15 protein-coding genes and 1 tRNA gene are annotated in these 15403 nt (G+C 43.7%); 9 read left to right on the plus strand and 7 right to left on the minus strand.

Translation table 11 applies throughout. The annotated features are described in order from the left end of the window. Positions 1 to 11 precede the first annotated feature (11 nt). Entirely contained in the window at positions 12 to 1190 is a 1179-nt protein-coding gene (locus O8C68_04460) for a molybdopterin molybdotransferase MoeA (protein MCZ7395055.1), read from the plus strand. A 261-nt stretch (positions 1191 to 1451) separates the two neighbouring features. Here O8C68_04460 and O8C68_04465 read toward each other — a convergent pair whose 3' ends face one another. Genes O8C68_04465 through O8C68_04490 form a run of 6 tightly spaced genes read right to left on the minus strand, consistent with a single transcriptional unit; the run spans position 1452 to position 5296 of the window. Continuing rightward, positions 1452 to 2054: a DUF1673 family protein gene (locus O8C68_04465; GenBank protein ID MCZ7395056.1), complete on the minus strand. Its 603-nt coding sequence runs from the start codon at positions 2052 to 2054 to the stop codon at positions 1452 to 1454. Beyond that, positions 2051 to 2650, minus strand: a complete 600-nt coding sequence (locus tag O8C68_04470) for a hypothetical protein (protein ID MCZ7395057.1) — start codon at positions 2648 to 2650, stop codon at positions 2051 to 2053. Before O8C68_04470 ends, O8C68_04465 begins: the two co-directional genes overlap by 4 nt. A 10-nt stretch (positions 2651 to 2660) precedes the next feature. Beyond that, positions 2661 to 3389 (minus strand): hypothetical protein, encoded by a 729-nt coding sequence (locus tag O8C68_04475; protein MCZ7395058.1) that lies wholly within the window; start codon positions 3387 to 3389, stop codon positions 2661 to 2663. Next, positions 3386 to 4120, minus strand: a complete 735-nt coding sequence (locus tag O8C68_04480; GenBank protein ID MCZ7395059.1) for a DUF1673 family protein — start codon at positions 4118 to 4120, stop codon at positions 3386 to 3388. The genes O8C68_04475 and O8C68_04480 overlap by 4 nt, the downstream gene beginning before the upstream one ends. A 1-nt stretch (position 4121) precedes the next feature. After that, complete coding sequence (locus tag O8C68_04485; protein ID MCZ7395060.1) at positions 4122 to 4847, minus strand: hypothetical protein; 726 nt, start codon at positions 4845 to 4847, stop codon at positions 4122 to 4124. Between the two features lie 2 nt (positions 4848 to 4849). Continuing rightward, positions 4850 to 5296: a hypothetical protein gene (locus O8C68_04490; GenBank protein ID MCZ7395061.1), complete on the minus strand. Its 447-nt coding sequence runs from the start codon at positions 5294 to 5296 to the stop codon at positions 4850 to 4852. A gap of 184 nt (positions 5297 to 5480) precedes the next feature. Between O8C68_04490 and O8C68_04495 the strand changes: the two genes are divergently transcribed. Further along, the gene (locus tag O8C68_04495) at positions 5481 to 6407 is read left to right on the plus strand and encodes a hypothetical protein (GenBank protein ID MCZ7395062.1); all 927 of its coding nucleotides are present in this window, start codon (positions 5481 to 5483) and stop codon (positions 6405 to 6407) included. Between the two features lie 58 nt (positions 6408 to 6465). Then, a complete protein-coding gene (locus O8C68_04500; GenBank protein MCZ7395063.1) occupies positions 6466 to 7239 on the plus strand; it encodes a Hint domain-containing protein in 774 nt (257 codons plus the stop codon). A gap of 14 nt (positions 7240 to 7253) precedes the next feature. Here O8C68_04500 and O8C68_04505 read toward each other — a convergent pair. Continuing rightward, positions 7254 to 7327 (minus strand) — tRNA-Phe (locus tag O8C68_04505). A 174-nt stretch (positions 7328 to 7501) separates the two neighbouring features. Between O8C68_04505 and O8C68_04510 the strand changes: the two genes are divergently transcribed. From O8C68_04510 to O8C68_04535, 6 genes are all read left to right on the plus strand, one after another. Beyond that, positions 7502 to 8395: a hypothetical protein gene (locus O8C68_04510; protein MCZ7395064.1), complete on the plus strand. Its 894-nt coding sequence runs from the start codon at positions 7502 to 7504 to the stop codon at positions 8393 to 8395. A 12-nt stretch (positions 8396 to 8407) separates the two neighbouring features. Beyond that, on the plus strand, positions 8408 to 9355 hold the full coding sequence (locus tag O8C68_04515) for a MoxR family ATPase (GenBank protein MCZ7395065.1): 948 nt from the start codon (positions 8408 to 8410) through the stop codon (positions 9353 to 9355). A gap of 36 nt (positions 9356 to 9391) precedes the next feature. Beyond that, positions 9392 to 9961, plus strand: a complete 570-nt coding sequence (locus O8C68_04520; GenBank protein ID MCZ7395066.1) for a hypothetical protein — start codon at positions 9392 to 9394, stop codon at positions 9959 to 9961. A 93-nt stretch (positions 9962 to 10054) separates the two neighbouring features. Further along, positions 10055 to 10924, plus strand: a complete 870-nt coding sequence (locus O8C68_04525) for a DUF58 domain-containing protein (protein MCZ7395067.1) — start codon at positions 10055 to 10057, stop codon at positions 10922 to 10924. A 3-nt stretch (positions 10925 to 10927) separates the two neighbouring features. Beyond that, positions 10928 to 12814: a BatA domain-containing protein gene (locus O8C68_04530; GenBank protein MCZ7395068.1), complete on the plus strand. Its 1887-nt coding sequence runs from the start codon at positions 10928 to 10930 to the stop codon at positions 12812 to 12814. Beyond that, positions 12814 to 15366 (plus strand): VWA domain-containing protein, encoded by a 2553-nt coding sequence (locus O8C68_04535; GenBank protein ID MCZ7395069.1) that lies wholly within the window; start codon positions 12814 to 12816, stop codon positions 15364 to 15366. Before O8C68_04530 ends, O8C68_04535 begins: the two co-directional genes overlap by 1 nt. Positions 15367 to 15403 lie beyond the last annotated feature (37 nt).

Consider the following 15403-nt stretch of genomic DNA (forward strand, 5'->3'; position numbering starts at 1 on the left):
GTGTCAGGTGGATGATGTTTAAAAAAAGAATTAATGCAGATGAAGCAAGAGGATTTTTTTTAAATGCTTTCCAACCTCTTTCGTATACCGAAATTTTGCCCATCGAAGATTGCGACAGCAGGATTATTGCTGAGGATATAATTGCAGCCGTTAACGTGCCCAATTACCGCCGCGCAGCCATGGACGGTTTTGCGGTCAGTGCCTCGGATACAATGGGCGCAGGCACCGGTTCGCCACTGATTCTGAAACTGGGGAAACGCATTGAAAAAGGTGCTTGCGTGCAGGTACATACAGGCTCGCCCATGCCTGAGGGTGCGGATGCGGTTGTGATGATTGAAGACACGGTTTTGCACGGCGGGAAAGTGGAGGTATTTACCCAGATCCATCCTTTCAAGAACATGGGGGATATAGGGGAGGATATCCAGAAAGGTGAGATTGTTCTGAAGGAAGGTCACAGGCTTCGTCCGTGCGACATTGCAGTTCTCGCCTCGCTTGGTATTAAAAATATAGCGGTTTTCAGGAAGCCTCTCGTGGCAGTAATCCCCACGGGCGAGGAACTTGTTCCGAGGGGAATGGAAACAAAAGAAGGCGAGGTCTATGAAACCAATGGATTGATGGCTTCGCTTTATGTAATGAAGTGGGGAGGCAATGCAAAACTTTTGGATATTGTGACCGACGACCCGGAAAAGATAAAAGAGGCTGTTATGAATGCTCTCTATGCAGATATGATTCTCATCAGCGGGGGAACATCGGTGGGTAAAAGGGATTACGTCCCTGAGGTGATTGGCTCATCGGGAAATTTGCTTGTCCATGGCGTTGGCATCAGTCCAGGTAAGCCCACGGCGCTGGGTATGATAAAAGGCAAACCCGTGGTTTGCATGCCAGGCTATCCAGTCGCAGGTATGGTAGCGCTTTACTTTTTTGCAAGAGCAGCACTGCGAAAGCTCGGGCACATACCTGATGAGCAGGACAGGACTGTTCGCGCAGTATTGTCTGAAAAAATACCCGGGAGAATCGGGTATAAAACATTTGCCAGGGTTAAGTTGAGCAACGGTAAAGCTGATCCCCTTGCCACATCTGGCGCTGGGATATTGAGTTCTGTTTCGAAAGCAGATGGTTTTGTTATTATACCTCCGAATGTTGAGGGGTACGGGAAAGGCGAAGAGGTTGAAGTGGTGCTGATCGAATGAGACTTCCTCTTTCTGTCCAAGATCTTAGCATTCGGGCACCAGCCCATTAGCTTCTTTACTCTCTCGGTTATATTTACCAACAATTCAATCGCAGGACTCTTGTTTGCAGGCACTCCTCAACCAGTAATGCCTCAACAAGGCAAAAAACAGCTCGCAATTCCGAAAGATGATATCCAGTTGATCTTCCCGTCCATGAAGTAGCTAAAAAGCGATGAAAAAGTGAACGCCGCAATTGTCATCAGGATTCCTGTTTAATTAGAATCACTTGCTTCCACCTGTATCCACTGCGTAAAAAGATGTTTTCTCCACTATCAACGTCTTCCTGTTTTTCCGCTCCCAGTATGCCACCTCAAGGTACTGTGTCCAGACAAATAAAAATAAACCTGAGAGAAAGGCGTAATACCCGCTGATGCGTGTCTCAGTTTTTACCAGCAAAAAGCCAGTTACAAAGGCAATTACAGCTATAAATCCACCTATTATTAGGTAGTTAATTACCTTCTTTCTTCGGGTAATTTGCAACCCCTTGAACTCTCCCGATGCAGCTTTATTGAGCCTGCGCCATTCGGCTATTCCAGTTACTATGCTGGAGAGAACTCCCACAATCAAGCCAGCCAAGAAAAGGTCCGTGTTATCTTTACCACCTAAAGTAAAAAAGTTGATTGCTAACAGCGTTAAAATAAATGAGTACAATAGAATCCTGTTGCGGTATTTGTTCCACCATCTTGCATTAGTAGGATTTAATTCCTCACCGCTATCAGGTGCATTTACCATCATGTCATCAAACTGAACGGATTTTCTTGTTTCTATCGTGCTCGCGTTCGGGCACCAGCCCAGCCATAACCTTAATTTCTGAAAAGCATTCATCCCATTTCCTCTTCTAACCTTTTAATAAATTCTTCAGGATTTTGGGTGGTCAGTATAAGTTTCCTGAAAAAACCACTCTTTTTTTCGATCAACACCGCGCTCTTACGCATGCTGATAAAGGCAAGTCTCCTTCCCCACAGGCGCAGACCCCAACCGGCGTACCAGGGAACGTCTTCTATCGTTTTCATCTCTTTGATTTCGGAAAACGGGATGCTGTATTTAAAAGGAGGCATTACAGCCTCCACGCCATCGTTTGTAATCCTGAACTTGATGCTGAAAAAGCCCCACGTAACCAGAGCAGAGACTGATACTGTCAGAAGTAAAACGAATTCTGCCTGTTCAGGAGCTTTTCCAAAGACGGCTATGAAGCACAAAAAAGCCAGTGAGACTAAGCCGGACACCATTACCAGCTTTATCGTATTGCTGTAAGGCGCTTTTTCCTCATAGACCGTGGTTTTGTTTGCAAACACTCCACCTCCTTTTATCGCCGGCGCGTAAGCATATTCTATTCCTCTGCCCACAACTGTGTTTTTCATGCTCAACATAGGGCACAAGCCTTCTATTTTTTTAATAGTCTTAAATACGTTTATTGTCATAGCAACTTCCTTACCGGTTCAATATTTTATCTCTTGGATTCTTTTGTCTAACCTTCTCTATCAAATCAGCTATTTGCCCTGCTTCAGTAGTGTGTATCGTAATCTTATTGACAAAAGGATACGGAGTAAACCGGATCCGGATATTGGATACTGACCTGAATGCCTCATACGACTGAAGGCCAACACCAAAACTGAAAAATGTCCATAACAGACTTTGAGCAATATCTACTTGAGAAGCCCCTTCGATGAAATACAAAAAAAACAGGAAAAGCCATAGAATCCCAATCAGAAATAAAAAAATATAAAGGAATCGTGGAACATTATTTTTTTGTACCTTTACTGAATCCACTGAAGACATGGCACGGGTAGTTGCTCCAAAAAGAGGGTTAAGCACTGTGGTTAATCTGATGCGCTTATCAGTAATTTCAACGCTTGTTTTTGAAAGAGTGAATTGGAGCAACAATGCGGAAAGCATTATTAAAATAAGTAAATATGAATTAAAAAATGGACTAAACCATAGGATTGCAAAAATCAATGCCATTGTTATGTAAATAATAGTCACTTTTGTTATTCCAGCGGCATAGACATTCTTCAGTCGGATGGATATAAATAACGATGGTTTTGAATATGATCCCATTTCAAAAATCTCTTCCTCCTTTTGCAAGGTGATTTTTTTATTTAATGCCGCGTTCGGACACCAGCCCATCATTTTCCTGATATTTTCGATAAATGCAGTCATTTAACCCCAGCCAACTTATTTTCCATGTCCTGCGGATTATCAACATAAAGAGTGATTTCTTTGTTATTCTGTGCCGTTACTTTAAGCGCATCAGGGTAGTAGGACCTGATATAGGCTTTATAGAAAAAAACCACAAACAATATCATTGTAGTCACCTCTAACAAAACAAATGAAATAATTACTGCAAGGGGGTCGTTCTGCGCAATATAACGGGATACAGTATTTACAGCATCCATTATTAGAAATACCTGCACAAGTATCATCGGTGGCAGAAATATCAAACGCATCGTATGATTTATATTCTTTATAACTTCTGTTTTCAGGATACTGTCTTTCGATATAACAATAGGGTGAAGGACCGGTCTTTTAATAATTATCGCGTTTGAAGTAAATATGACATGGGTTCTATCTTGGTACAATAATACTAGAGAGGCAAGAAGAAGTAGCAAAACAAGGAGCCAAGGAACGAGATTTCCGATTTCTGGAAAAACAAAACCTGCTGTAATTAAAATGAGGAGACCAAAAAAAACTGAGAATAAAATAATCGCTATTGTCTCAAATCTCAAATATCTGTAATCTATAACTATCTTTGTACCCTTTTCTGAAAAATCATCATTTTTATAAGGTGTAACTGAAACCGTTTCACAATTTCCCTTCATCGCATGCATTAGATTAAAGTCTTCTTGTGGGCACCAGCCCATCATTTTCCTGACATATTCAAAAGAAAACATTTCAATTTGCACTCCTGTAATGTTCAATGGCAGCCTGTATTCCAGATGCGGTCGTCTCGTCTGTTATGATTGAATAATACGTTAGTTCATACCAACGTCGGTTTTTGTCTTCATACTGAATGTACAATTGTGTATTTAGATTATGATATGCCCTGTCTTGCTTATGTTTGGCTAGTAAATATAAGGGGAATAGTGGAGCAATTGATATAATCAAATTCCATTTTCCTGACATTATTGAGTCAGCAAGCAATGCAACAAGCATTGCAACAAGAATCAATAACGCTATCGCAATTAGTCCGATTGGAGGATTTACGACTTTTTTTATAGTGATGGATTTAATGTCTCTATAATTTAGTATTACGTCTCTTAACTCGAAATATCGTAAAAGCACACCGTTTTCATCAATTGAAATATGCGCCTTAAACGTTTTAGCCGCAATGAAATAAAGTAAGGAATATATTCCAACGAGAATTGGGATCAAGATTGCATAATCCAGATTTAGGGCAAAAGCCAATATCAGATTCAAGCTCATCGCAAAGCAAAGAGTGAACAAGATTGTGTTTGAAGAAAACATTACATTTTTAGATAGAAATTTTTCAACATTTGGTCTACCAGGGGGTTCCAGTGAAAGGTTTGCAAAATCGACAGATCGGATATATTTAGGTATCACTGGATTTGCATTCGGGCACCAGCCCATCATTTTTCGTACCGTTTCCATTACATTCATCGTCATGCCAAACTCCTCAGCTTCCCAAAAAGCTCATCCGCCAGCTTCGTCGGGTCATCTGTCTTTTCAAGCTTAATTTTCATCTCATCAGCGAAATCCCACAGCAGTTCAATGCATTGCGTATATCTCGCGCAAGCGCCGCAGTCACCTTCGTGCTCGTACCACACCTGCATCCCATGCTTTGCAGATACGAAAATAATGGCGCCGGCATTAAACGGCGCCGAGTGACCGAACAGGATACCGCACTCTGCGTTCATTTTCTCTACCTCTATCTGATTTGCCCCTGCCATCTCAAGCAGCGTTTTTTCTATCTTCTCATCCATAGAGATGAGCGCCCTGGATACTGCCTGTTTGGATATATTGAAGGAGCGCGCAATGTTTATGCTGGGAAGACCGCTGCGTCTTAGCCTCCAGAACTCAAACTGCTTATCATTTACAGGCAGGAACATGAGTCAACGTATGCATGTTGACTATTTATATTTTTTGATTTTGAAATTGTGAGCAAATTCCATAAATCTCAATTATCAGACCCGCTTACCTGATATTTCCCCCGTGAAATGTCTCTAATAGTTAGTATAACTGCGAATAAATTAACGAAAAGTATATTTTAAGACACGGTATCACTGAACTCTCATGTTCACCGGTCTAAATAGATCCATTGTATTGATGGGGATACTGATCTCCTTGATTTTACTATCAACTCCAGGCTATGCAGAGTCCGTGCCATCCAGAATAAACGTCTCAATCTATGCCTATAACATACACGGTTTCGATGTATCCACAGGTTCATACGATGTAGATTTCTACATCCACTTTAAATGGAATGCAGATGAGGTACCAAAGAACACCTCTGATCAAGTAACCTCATTTGACCTTATGAATGGACGCATTGACAGCCAGAAAACAATATCCAGTGCTCCTGGAGATATATGGCTTGGGGTTTCGGGAACATTTAACAAACGGGTTGATCTTAAAGATTACCCTGTGGACACGCAAACAATGACCATAGAATTAGAGAATTCAAACCTGAATAACTCCGACCTGATTTATGTCGCTGACACGAACGAAAGTTCACTGGATAAAGGTGTGGAGGTTCTGGGCTGGGTAATCAAGGGCTGGGATATTTATACTACAGACCATTTCTATCCAACCTTTAACGAAACCTATACGCGCCTTGTCTATAAGATGACTATAACCAGATATATCTCCATCCTGTTCAAAACAGTGCTGCCGGCTATGATTTTACTGGTAATAGGTTTATTTGCCTTCCTCATACCTCCGGCTGACCTGTTCGAACGGCTTGGTCTTCTCATTGCAGTCGTTCTCGGCTCATTCCAGCACCATTTAGCTGTGAGCGGTACAATACCTCCTGCTCCCTACCTGACGCTGATCGATGCAATAATGGTCACCAATTACATCACACAGGGTTTTATTATCATAATATCGATTTATCTTTTCAGGCAAGAAGAGGAGCGGGGAATTAGATTGAATAAAATGATGCCGTTCGTCACCGTGGCACTGGCATTAATAATGTTTGTTTTATTATGGGAATTCCTTTGAAAACATCTAATGAGCTTTATACCGAAAAATATTTATTTAATGCATCCAATAAAATATTATGAAGAAAATCCTTTTTTTGGTTATTGTATTACTGCTGATCATCATATCTTCTATAACGGTTGTGCTGGTTCAGGAAAAAAAGATAAGCGAATTTGAAAAATTTAATAAATCCATAACTAACGAATCCATAGTATTCCTTGCAGAAGGAGAGAGGGATGGTCCTCTACTTGTTCAGAAAATTTATTCCGACCATATAGAGGGTTTAAATTTCAGAGAATATCCGATTGCAACGAATAAAGGAACCCCGATAAATCTGAGCATCGGACAGGCTGCAAGCAACGGCTGCACCATAACCCTTACCCTGATAGGGATAGAGAATACGATGGCTAAATTTTCAAAGAAAGTGGTATCAAACAGGCCATGTCCGATATGTCTTTCAGGAAATACCTACATCGATACCCCAAACGGAAGCGTCTATGTTAAAGATTTGCAGGAGGGCATGGGGGTCTGGACATCCGATAAGTCTGGTTCCAGGCATGCTGCCATAATTCTCAGGACTTCAAAAGCAGAAGTACCAAAAGATTTTCAGTTGGTTTATCTTGCGCTTGACGATGGGCGCGGACTTTTTGCGTCACCCGGGCATCCGTTAGCGGATGGCAGAGTTCTTGGCAGCATCAAAGAAGGCGATATTATGGATGATCATATCGTGGTAATTGCCAGGCGTATTCCTTACGAGGGAACATACACGTATGATATTTTGCCATCCGGAGATACGGGGTCATACTGGGCAAATGGCATTCCTGTCAGAAGTTCTCTTGCTGCATCAAAGTGAATCAAAAAGAACCATGCCCAGACCCGGACTTGAACCGGGGACATCTGCGTCTTCAGCGCAGCGCTCTCCCAGGCTGAGCTATCTGGGCACACAGGGAGCTAATAATTGCTGACCTCGTATATCTATCCTTCGCAAATGTCAGCAACCACCTCTTGATTGGATTGGAAGAAATATGATTGAGGATAGAAAACTTTTCGCATAGTGAAGTCTTATCCCCAAGACTTAATATAATCAATACCAATAAAGCGTAGAAGGTGGCTGAATGGACGAATTCATGGACAAGCTCTTAAAAATCCAGTCAGATTATTTTAGACGCAGGCAGTTTCTCTTTATTCTGGACTTGATCTCTGTTTTTAGCATTTTCTATGCAATTTTTATTATCTTTTCAGTTGACTTTTTCTTAGGGCATTCTTCTTCATTATCATTTATACCGAGTTCTATTATTGAAATCACGCCCCCGGTTTTGGCATTTATTATTGCCGTAATCGGCGCTTTCTTGCTGCACAGGAACGATCATAAAATAAATGTTAATTTATTGATTGAAAAGAAGTATCCTGAACTCAATGAAAAACTCAGAACCGCTTACGATAACAGAAATGAAACCAATGTTATTGTTGAAGCATTAAAAAGCCTTGTTTTGAGTGGACTGACTGTTGTTTCATCTTCAAGACTTATAGCAACGAGTATTGTAGTAACTAGAATTGGAATAGTGATCATATTTGTATCTACCGCAGCTGTTATTCCATTTTGTCAGGACTGCAGATTCTCACCGGAAACTTTGACTAATACTTATACCAATATATCCAAAACCATAACTGGCAGCACAGGAGGAGTGAACGAAACGATTACGGCCGTGGGCCCCATTCAAAACATCCAGAATATAGGAACCCAGGGCAGCGGAGACATCATCGGCAAGCCCAAGATTGCATCCCTCCAGGGCAAGAATATAGACCTTTCCCTTATTTCAGGCATTAGCACAGGTTTTGTGCCGAGTGCCGCAAGCCAGCAACAGAACCAGTTTATAAGGTCGGGAACGTACCCTGTGGATGTTCTGGGTTCCAATGTTTCAGATGGAGGATACGGCATCCTGATGCAAAAAACAGAAGCTGAGAAGAAATTAATCCAGGATTATGCGGTTGAACGGAGTAAGATATGAAAGAGGTAAAACATGAGTGATGAGACATTTAAAGGCTCAAAAGGCGTTTTCAAAGATCTTCTTGATGAGATCGGGAAGGTAATTGTAGGTCAGCATGAGGCGATTGAACATATATTGATAGCTATTCTCTGCAACAGCCATGCGCTTGTTGAGAGTAACCCCGGGCTTGCAAAAACCCTTACCATAAGCACCATATCAAAAGCACTTGACCTGAAATTCAACAGGATACAATGTACTCCCGACCTTATGCCTTCGGACATCACAGGCACAAACATAATAGAGGATGTTGGTGGGAAGAAACAGTACCGTTTTGAAGCCGGACCTGTTTTTTCAAACATCGTGCTTGCAGATGAGATAAACAGGGCGTCGCCCAAAACGCAGAGCGCGCTCCTTGAGGCAATGCAGGAAAAACAGGTAACAATCGGCAATAAAACTTATCCACTGGATAAACCATTTTTTATCCTTGCCACCCAGAATCCTATTGAAATGGAGGGTACTTATCCATTGCCAGAAGCGCAGCTTGACAGGTTCCTTCTCAAGATTTTAATGGACTATCCCACGATTGAGGATGAGAGCGAGATTGTTAACAGATATACGAAAAATATCATGCCCTCGGTAAGACAGATTGTTCCAAAGAGCGAGGTGCTTGAGCTCCAGAAACTCACGCGCGACGTCCCGATAGCAGATGATATCAAGAACCGCGCCATCAAAATCGTGTTCGCAACGCGCGCCAAGAGCGAGCATATCGAATACGGCGCCTCACCGCGAGCCTCAATCGGAATAATCCTAGCCGCAAAAGCCAGGGCGCTTATGAGGGGACGGAATTACGTAAGCGCTGAAGATATCGACGCCATGGCTTATCCTGTGCTTCGTCATCGTGTAATTCTCACGTTTGAGTCAGAGCGCAAGGGCATGACCACAGACCAGGTGATTTCGGATATCCTGAAAACCGTGAAATAGATGCGTGTCTATTTGAAAGGTAGAGGGTGATTATTAATGGATATAAAAGGAGAACTTCATTTTTCCCCAAAATATACTTTTAAACAAATTGAGATTGCTTTAAAGGGTAATGAAAAGTCTACTTTGATAGATGCATTCAAAGATAGAATTTGTGGGTTCTATTTAGGACCAGCACAAAAATTGTGCCAACTGAATAAATTTTATGCGTTTGCAGCAGGTGTATTATGTGTATCAACTATTGATTGCCTGGCGATGATTTCAATATCTCCAAATAGGGTGGGAGATAGATTTACACAGTGGACACAAAATAATATTGCTGAACTCAATCAATATAATCTTGCTTCACGTTTTTACGATGATTTTCGTAACGGGCTCGTCCATGAAGGACGTATTAAAAATGGTGCACAGTTTTCATATAAATACACAAAATTAGTTGAGATGTTAAAAGGAGCAATGGTAGTTAATCCAGATATTCTGTTAAAAAAAATAAGTAAATCGTTTGAGGATTACATTGGTAAGGTTGAGAGGGACGACATTGAATATAAGAAGCTTACGGATTATTTGGAAAAGTTTGACAAGGAATTAGAGTATGCGAATAGTTGTTAAGGCTAAAAATTATAACAAACCGCAGATAAACGCAGATGAACGCAGATTTGTTCATCGCGTATCAGCGTTTATCAGAGTTAATCCACGGTTAATATGATCGATACTTCGTTTTTCAAGGAGCTTGACCGCTTCTCGTTCATGGTGCGCAAGCGCGTTTCCACCGCATACAGCGGGAGCAGGCGTTCCATCCTGAAAGGCCGCGGCATGGAGCCTGTGAGCTACCGTGAATACACACAGGGGGACGATTTTAAGATAATTGACTGGAAGGTGTACGGGCGCACCGAGAAGCTCTATGTCAAGGAATTCGAGGAAGAAAAGAGCCTGACAACGCATATACTGCTTGATACAAGCAAGAGCATGGATTTTCGCAACAAGTTCGAGTACGCTGCGATGCTGGCTCTGGGGTTTGCCTATCTTGTAACCAAGGATAACGAGAAGTTCGGGGTGTCCACCTTCGCAGAAGAAATCAATATCACAAAACCAAAACGAGGAAGGAAGTATCTCTCCCAGACAATCGACCTTCTCAATTCTACTTCGCTTCTTGGGAAAACGCGGTTTGATTACTGCATGGAAAAGTACGCCGCGATTATAAAGTCCAGGTCGCTTGTTTTCATCATTTCTGATTTCATGGCTGATATCAATGCTATCAAGAGCGCGATATTCAGGCTCGGGGACAATGAGCTTGTTCTAATCCAGGTGCTAGATCCTGTCGAGAAAAACCTTAACCTCGGAGGCGAGGCAAAACTAATCGACCTTGAGACAGACAGAAAAATGGATATATATACAAGCCCCCGCCTTCGCGCAGAATACGAAAAGCTGCTTGGCGATCACATCGCCGGCATAAAAGAGACCTGCATCGCTGTGGGGGCGGATTTCCATACCATAACCACCGATAGACCCGTATTCGATGCCATATTCGAGGTCGTAAACCAGAGACAGGTAAAGAAGGTACGAAAGAGGTAGAAAATGAGTCTCCTGGATGTATTATACACCAATCCCGTACAGTTCGCCAATGAGGTCGGGCTCTACGCCCTTCTTTCCATAATACCGCTTATAATAATCTACCTCTTAAGACCAAGACCAAAGAAATTGAAAATACCCTCGCTCATGTTCCTTTTTGACCTTGAAAAGAAGAAAAGGCTCAATATCTTCAGGAAATTCCTCAAAGATCCTCTTTTCCTCATCCAGCTGCTTGTGCTTATTCTTGTCTCGCTTGCGGTTGCTGCGCCTTTCATTATGGCGAACGAGGAAGCAGGAGGCGGTTCAACCGTGATTATCCTCGATGCTTCGGGGAGCATGCAGGCTAAAACCGCTTCAGGCAATACCAAGTTTGAAAGTGCGGTTGATGAGGCGCAAAAATTCCTCTCGGCAAAGAACACCATTATTCTTGCTGAAAGCGTGCCTTTGATGGTGATGCAGGACGCACCTTCAAGCAGCGCATCGGATGCGCTTAAAAAATTGAAGGCAAAAGCCACGAGTACCGACCTGTCAAGTGCCATCCTACTTGGCAGAAGGGTGCTTCCAGAAGGAGGCAGGATCGTTGTACTTTCTGATTTTACGAGCTGGATCGGCGATGACCCTTCGGTTGCGAAGGCACTTGCGCAAGCCAACGGCATCAACGTAGATTTCGTTACAATAAGCGGAAGGACGGATAACATTGGCATTGTGAACGGATGGTTCGAATCCAATGGTGATTATACGATTGTAATTAAAAACTTCAACACGCAAGTACAGGATGTAAAAATTGATGTTACCACTGATAACCAGAACGTGCTTTCAAGTACGCTTAACCTGAAAGGGCAGTCAAGCCAGAACTTTGCAATCAGCAGCCTGGCACCAGGAATAACGAAAATCTCACTCGGCGCCGATGATGCCCTTCCTCTTGATAACAATGCCTATGTGATAATACCAAGCTCGGTAAAACATGCCCTCCTTTACATAACCGACAATGCAAAATCGCCTTCGGTCGTGGCTCTCGGTCTTACCCCTTTTACCACGGTTAAAAAAACAGATACCAAAAGCATCCCCTCAATGTCGGATTATTCGATTGTATTTGTAAGCTCCCCCTTACCATCGGATGCAATAAAGAGCCTGTCCGATTATGTCAACGGAGGTGGGAATGCAGTGATAATCGCCTCACCCGACCTGAAGGACATGGATCTCTTGCCGGTGACACTTGATTCCCTTTCGAACGGGACATCGCTGGATATAGTCCAGCCCAGCATGATAACCACCGGCATAGACATTGATAAAATAGGGATAAAGAAACATTTCAAGGCACAAGCGAAACGCGGCGCAGTATCGCTTGTTGAAGGAGGGAATAAATCCGTGATGCTGGTTTACTGGAAGTTCGGGAAGGGAATGGTGATTTATTCCGGGCTTGCAGACCCGATGGGTGATAATATCTACGACCCGCTTAATGAGAATATATGGAACGACTTCCATTCTCATCCGAGTTATCCGCTCTTCTGGAAGCAGATGCTGGAATGGATAAGCGGAAGCCTGGATGTAAGCGAATACAACGCAAATACGGGGCAGTTTATCAAACTCCCTGCCACGCAGACCGTAAAAACACCCACCGATACTGTTACCACAGACCTTTTGCTGCTGGATGAAGTGGGGATTTATGGACTGCCAGATAAGAACGTGGCAGTAAATCTTTACGATGAAACAGAATCAAACCTCGCACCTGCGGGTCTTACCCCGGCTGCAAACCTGACAAGCGCAAACGCGATACCTTACAATGTCCAGACCATCCGGAAGCCGGAATACCTCGATGTTTATTTAATAATCGCGGGAATGTTCCTTGTTTTCCTTGAACTGTACTACCTGCGCTGGAGGGGTGAACTGTAATGGATTTCCCCCAGCTTGCGAATCCCCTGATGCTCCTGCTCATCAGCCCTGTTGTCCTTGCAGGATGGTATGCCGTCAGGAAAGGAATCCCGAGGATGCTTATGATCTCGCGTATTATAATCCTGAGCCTTCTTATAATCGCGCTGGCTTCGCCTTTTACGCTTGGCACAAGCACAATAACGGATCAGGCGCCGAGGATTACACTGGTCGACGACCAGACAATGAGCATGGATTTATTCAATAAGGACACCGGGCAGAAGCTCTTCGAAGCCATAAAATCAAAAACCCCAACCACATACAAGCAGTTTGCAGGGATTAAATCTCCTATAGGGGATGAGGTTATCCAGGATGCTGAAGGGAACAACAACATCGTGCTTGTGAGCGACGGGAACAACAATTACGGCAAAGACCTGTCCGATGCCATCACCTTTGTCAACAATACAGGAACAAATGTGTTTGCTGTGAGGCAGGCGCCCATACATAACGATGCCAGCGTGGAGATACAAAGCGCCAAGAACCTTATAATCGGAAATGAGAACACTTTTAATATCGTGGTGAGGCAGGCGGGAAATGAGACGTCTTACAGGCTCGATGTCCAGATAGACGGGACGCCTGTGAAAAGCGATACAATCACACAAACAGAGCGCACCCAGGTCATTCCGGTTTCTTATACCTTCACTTCACTTGGAACGCACAAGGTAACCGCCACCATAACGCCGGGCAGCGAGGACTGGAACCCGCTCAACAATGTCTTCTACAGGTCGGTGTTCGTGGTTCCGAAGCCGCAGGTGCTTGCGGTGACGGATGATACCACTTCGCCGCTTTATACAGTCGCAAGCAGCCTGTACCAGGGTACAACCTCAGGCGAAGTGCCTGATGACCTTGCAGCTTACAAGGCTGTGATTATTGACAATAAGGGCACGGCGCAGTTGAACGCAGATTCTTTGAGAAAATACGTCGGGAGCGGCGGGGGTCTTGTGGTGGTGGGCGGGGATGCCTCGTATGACAAGGGAAATTACAATAACACGCCTGTTGAGGCAATATTGCCAATAATATCGAGGGCTGCCGAGTTCAAAGGTGGAAGGAACATTATGATTGTTATAGATGTCTCTGGAAGTACAATTGCTGGAGATGTGAATGCTGTAACTGGTGAAATTACAAATACGGCTATTGAACAGGAGGACAATATTGCTGCAAATATAGCAGGTGCAATGACACCTGATAGTAATATAGGCGTTATTGGGTTTGGCGGAAAAGTAAAGACCCTGCCTTTCAAGCAAATGACCGCTGCAAATAAAGATACAATGAAAAAGGACATTTTAAGTTTCACTCCTAGCGGTGGAAATCCCACAAATTTGATCGATGCGCTAAAAGCAGCCGATGATGAGGTGAAAAAAGTTACAGGCTCAAAAGAGGTAATAGTGTTGTCTGATGGTAAAATAACGGGAAACGAAGAAGGCGGAGGGGGTACGCTAAACGATATAATAAATGCTGCGAAAACACTTGCGGAAAATGGAGTTACAATGACATTCATTCAAGTTCGCAGTAACGAAAATGAATTAATTACAGATTACAAGACATTAGCCGGTTCTGTGGGAGGTAGAATTATAGCTGCTCCAATAGGTTATACCGGTGTGGATCAAATTTTAGAACAACCTTCTGCTTCTGCCACGCCAACCCCAACAACCACTCCTGAAATCAGCCATGAATATCCTCTCGTGGCTATAGACACCACCAATTTCATTACACAATATCTCAACCTGACCGCCTCTGTGACAGGATACAACGATATAACGCCAAAACTCGGTTCGGATGAGCTTGTCGCAACAACAGGCGGAAAACCTATCCTCACCACATGGGGTTTCGGGCTCGGAAGGGTTGTCGCTTTCACAACCGACAATGGCAATCCGTCCAACAGCGACCCATCCAGACCCTGGGCTTCGGAGGTTTACAGCGGCGAGAACTCGCGCCTCATATCCTCTATGATAAACTGGGCAATCGGAGACCCCCGTCCCACCGGAGGCGTGGTGATACAGGCTGAGGATATCTGGGAGGGGACTCCCGGGAAGGTTGTTGTTACTTCAAATACGCTGCCGCAGGTCAAACTTGACGGCGCGCCGTTTGACCTTTCAAGGACTGGACCCACAACTTACGAAGCCACCATAAATCTGGAGAAGGCAGGATGCGCGGGAGACAAGTGTTTCCACGACCTCTCAGGCTACGGGATAGCGGTCAATTATCCGCTTGAATACCGGGATGTGGGTTTCAATGATCAACTCACCTCAATTATAGAATCAAACGGAGGGCGCGTTTATGAAGAGAGTGAAGTAGAAGGTCTGCTGCTCCTTGATATAAAAGCAAAGGCAGTCAGGACTGTAACCCAGCCGATAAGCCAGACTGAGCCCTTCCTTCTTGCAGCCCTTGGATTGTTTTTAGCCGAGGTGATAGCCAGGAGGCTGAAAGATTACAGGAAGGAGAGACCAGTAATTGAGGATAATCCTACGAGAGTGGCGACTGCGACTCCTGTGGCTGAACCTGTGGCTGCTGAGTAGAACTAATTTTAGCCTTCCCAAAGCCTTAAATAAACCG

Origin of the sequence: Candidatus Methanoperedens sp., assembly GCA_027460525.1 — an archaeon.
Lineage (GTDB): Archaea > Halobacteriota > Methanosarcinia > Methanosarcinales > Methanoperedenaceae > Methanoperedens.

Excerpts from the sequence above, each read along its gene's own strand:
- O8C68_04460 (MCZ7395055.1), top strand. The coding sequence starts at position 12 with ATGATGTTTAAAAAAAGAATTAATGCAGATGAAGCAAGAGGATTTTTT.
- O8C68_04465 (MCZ7395056.1), bottom strand. The coding sequence starts at position 2,054 with ATGAATGCTTTTCAGAAATTAAGGTTATGGCTGGGCTGGTGCCCGAAC.
- O8C68_04470 (MCZ7395057.1), bottom strand. The coding sequence starts at position 2,650 with ATGACAATAAACGTATTTAAGACTATTAAAAAAATAGAAGGCTTGTGC.
- O8C68_04475 (MCZ7395058.1), bottom strand. The coding sequence starts at position 3,389 with ATGACTGCATTTATCGAAAATATCAGGAAAATGATGGGCTGGTGTCCG.
- O8C68_04480 (MCZ7395059.1), bottom strand. The coding sequence starts at position 4,120 with ATGTTTTCTTTTGAATATGTCAGGAAAATGATGGGCTGGTGCCCACAA.
- O8C68_04485 (MCZ7395060.1), bottom strand. The coding sequence starts at position 4,847 with ATGAATGTAATGGAAACGGTACGAAAAATGATGGGCTGGTGCCCGAAT.
- O8C68_04490 (MCZ7395061.1), bottom strand. The coding sequence starts at position 5,296 with ATGTTCCTGCCTGTAAATGATAAGCAGTTTGAGTTCTGGAGGCTAAGA.
- O8C68_04495 (MCZ7395062.1), top strand. The coding sequence starts at position 5,481 with ATGTTCACCGGTCTAAATAGATCCATTGTATTGATGGGGATACTGATC.
- O8C68_04500 (MCZ7395063.1), top strand. The coding sequence starts at position 6,466 with ATGAAGAAAATCCTTTTTTTGGTTATTGTATTACTGCTGATCATCATA.
- O8C68_04510 (MCZ7395064.1), top strand. The coding sequence starts at position 7,502 with ATGGACGAATTCATGGACAAGCTCTTAAAAATCCAGTCAGATTATTTT.
- O8C68_04515 (MCZ7395065.1), top strand. The coding sequence starts at position 8,408 with ATGAGTGATGAGACATTTAAAGGCTCAAAAGGCGTTTTCAAAGATCTT.
- O8C68_04520 (MCZ7395066.1), top strand. The coding sequence starts at position 9,392 with ATGGATATAAAAGGAGAACTTCATTTTTCCCCAAAATATACTTTTAAA.
- O8C68_04525 (MCZ7395067.1), top strand. The coding sequence starts at position 10,055 with ATGATCGATACTTCGTTTTTCAAGGAGCTTGACCGCTTCTCGTTCATG.
- O8C68_04530 (MCZ7395068.1), top strand. The coding sequence starts at position 10,928 with ATGAGTCTCCTGGATGTATTATACACCAATCCCGTACAGTTCGCCAAT.
- O8C68_04535 (MCZ7395069.1), top strand. The coding sequence starts at position 12,814 with ATGGATTTCCCCCAGCTTGCGAATCCCCTGATGCTCCTGCTCATCAGC.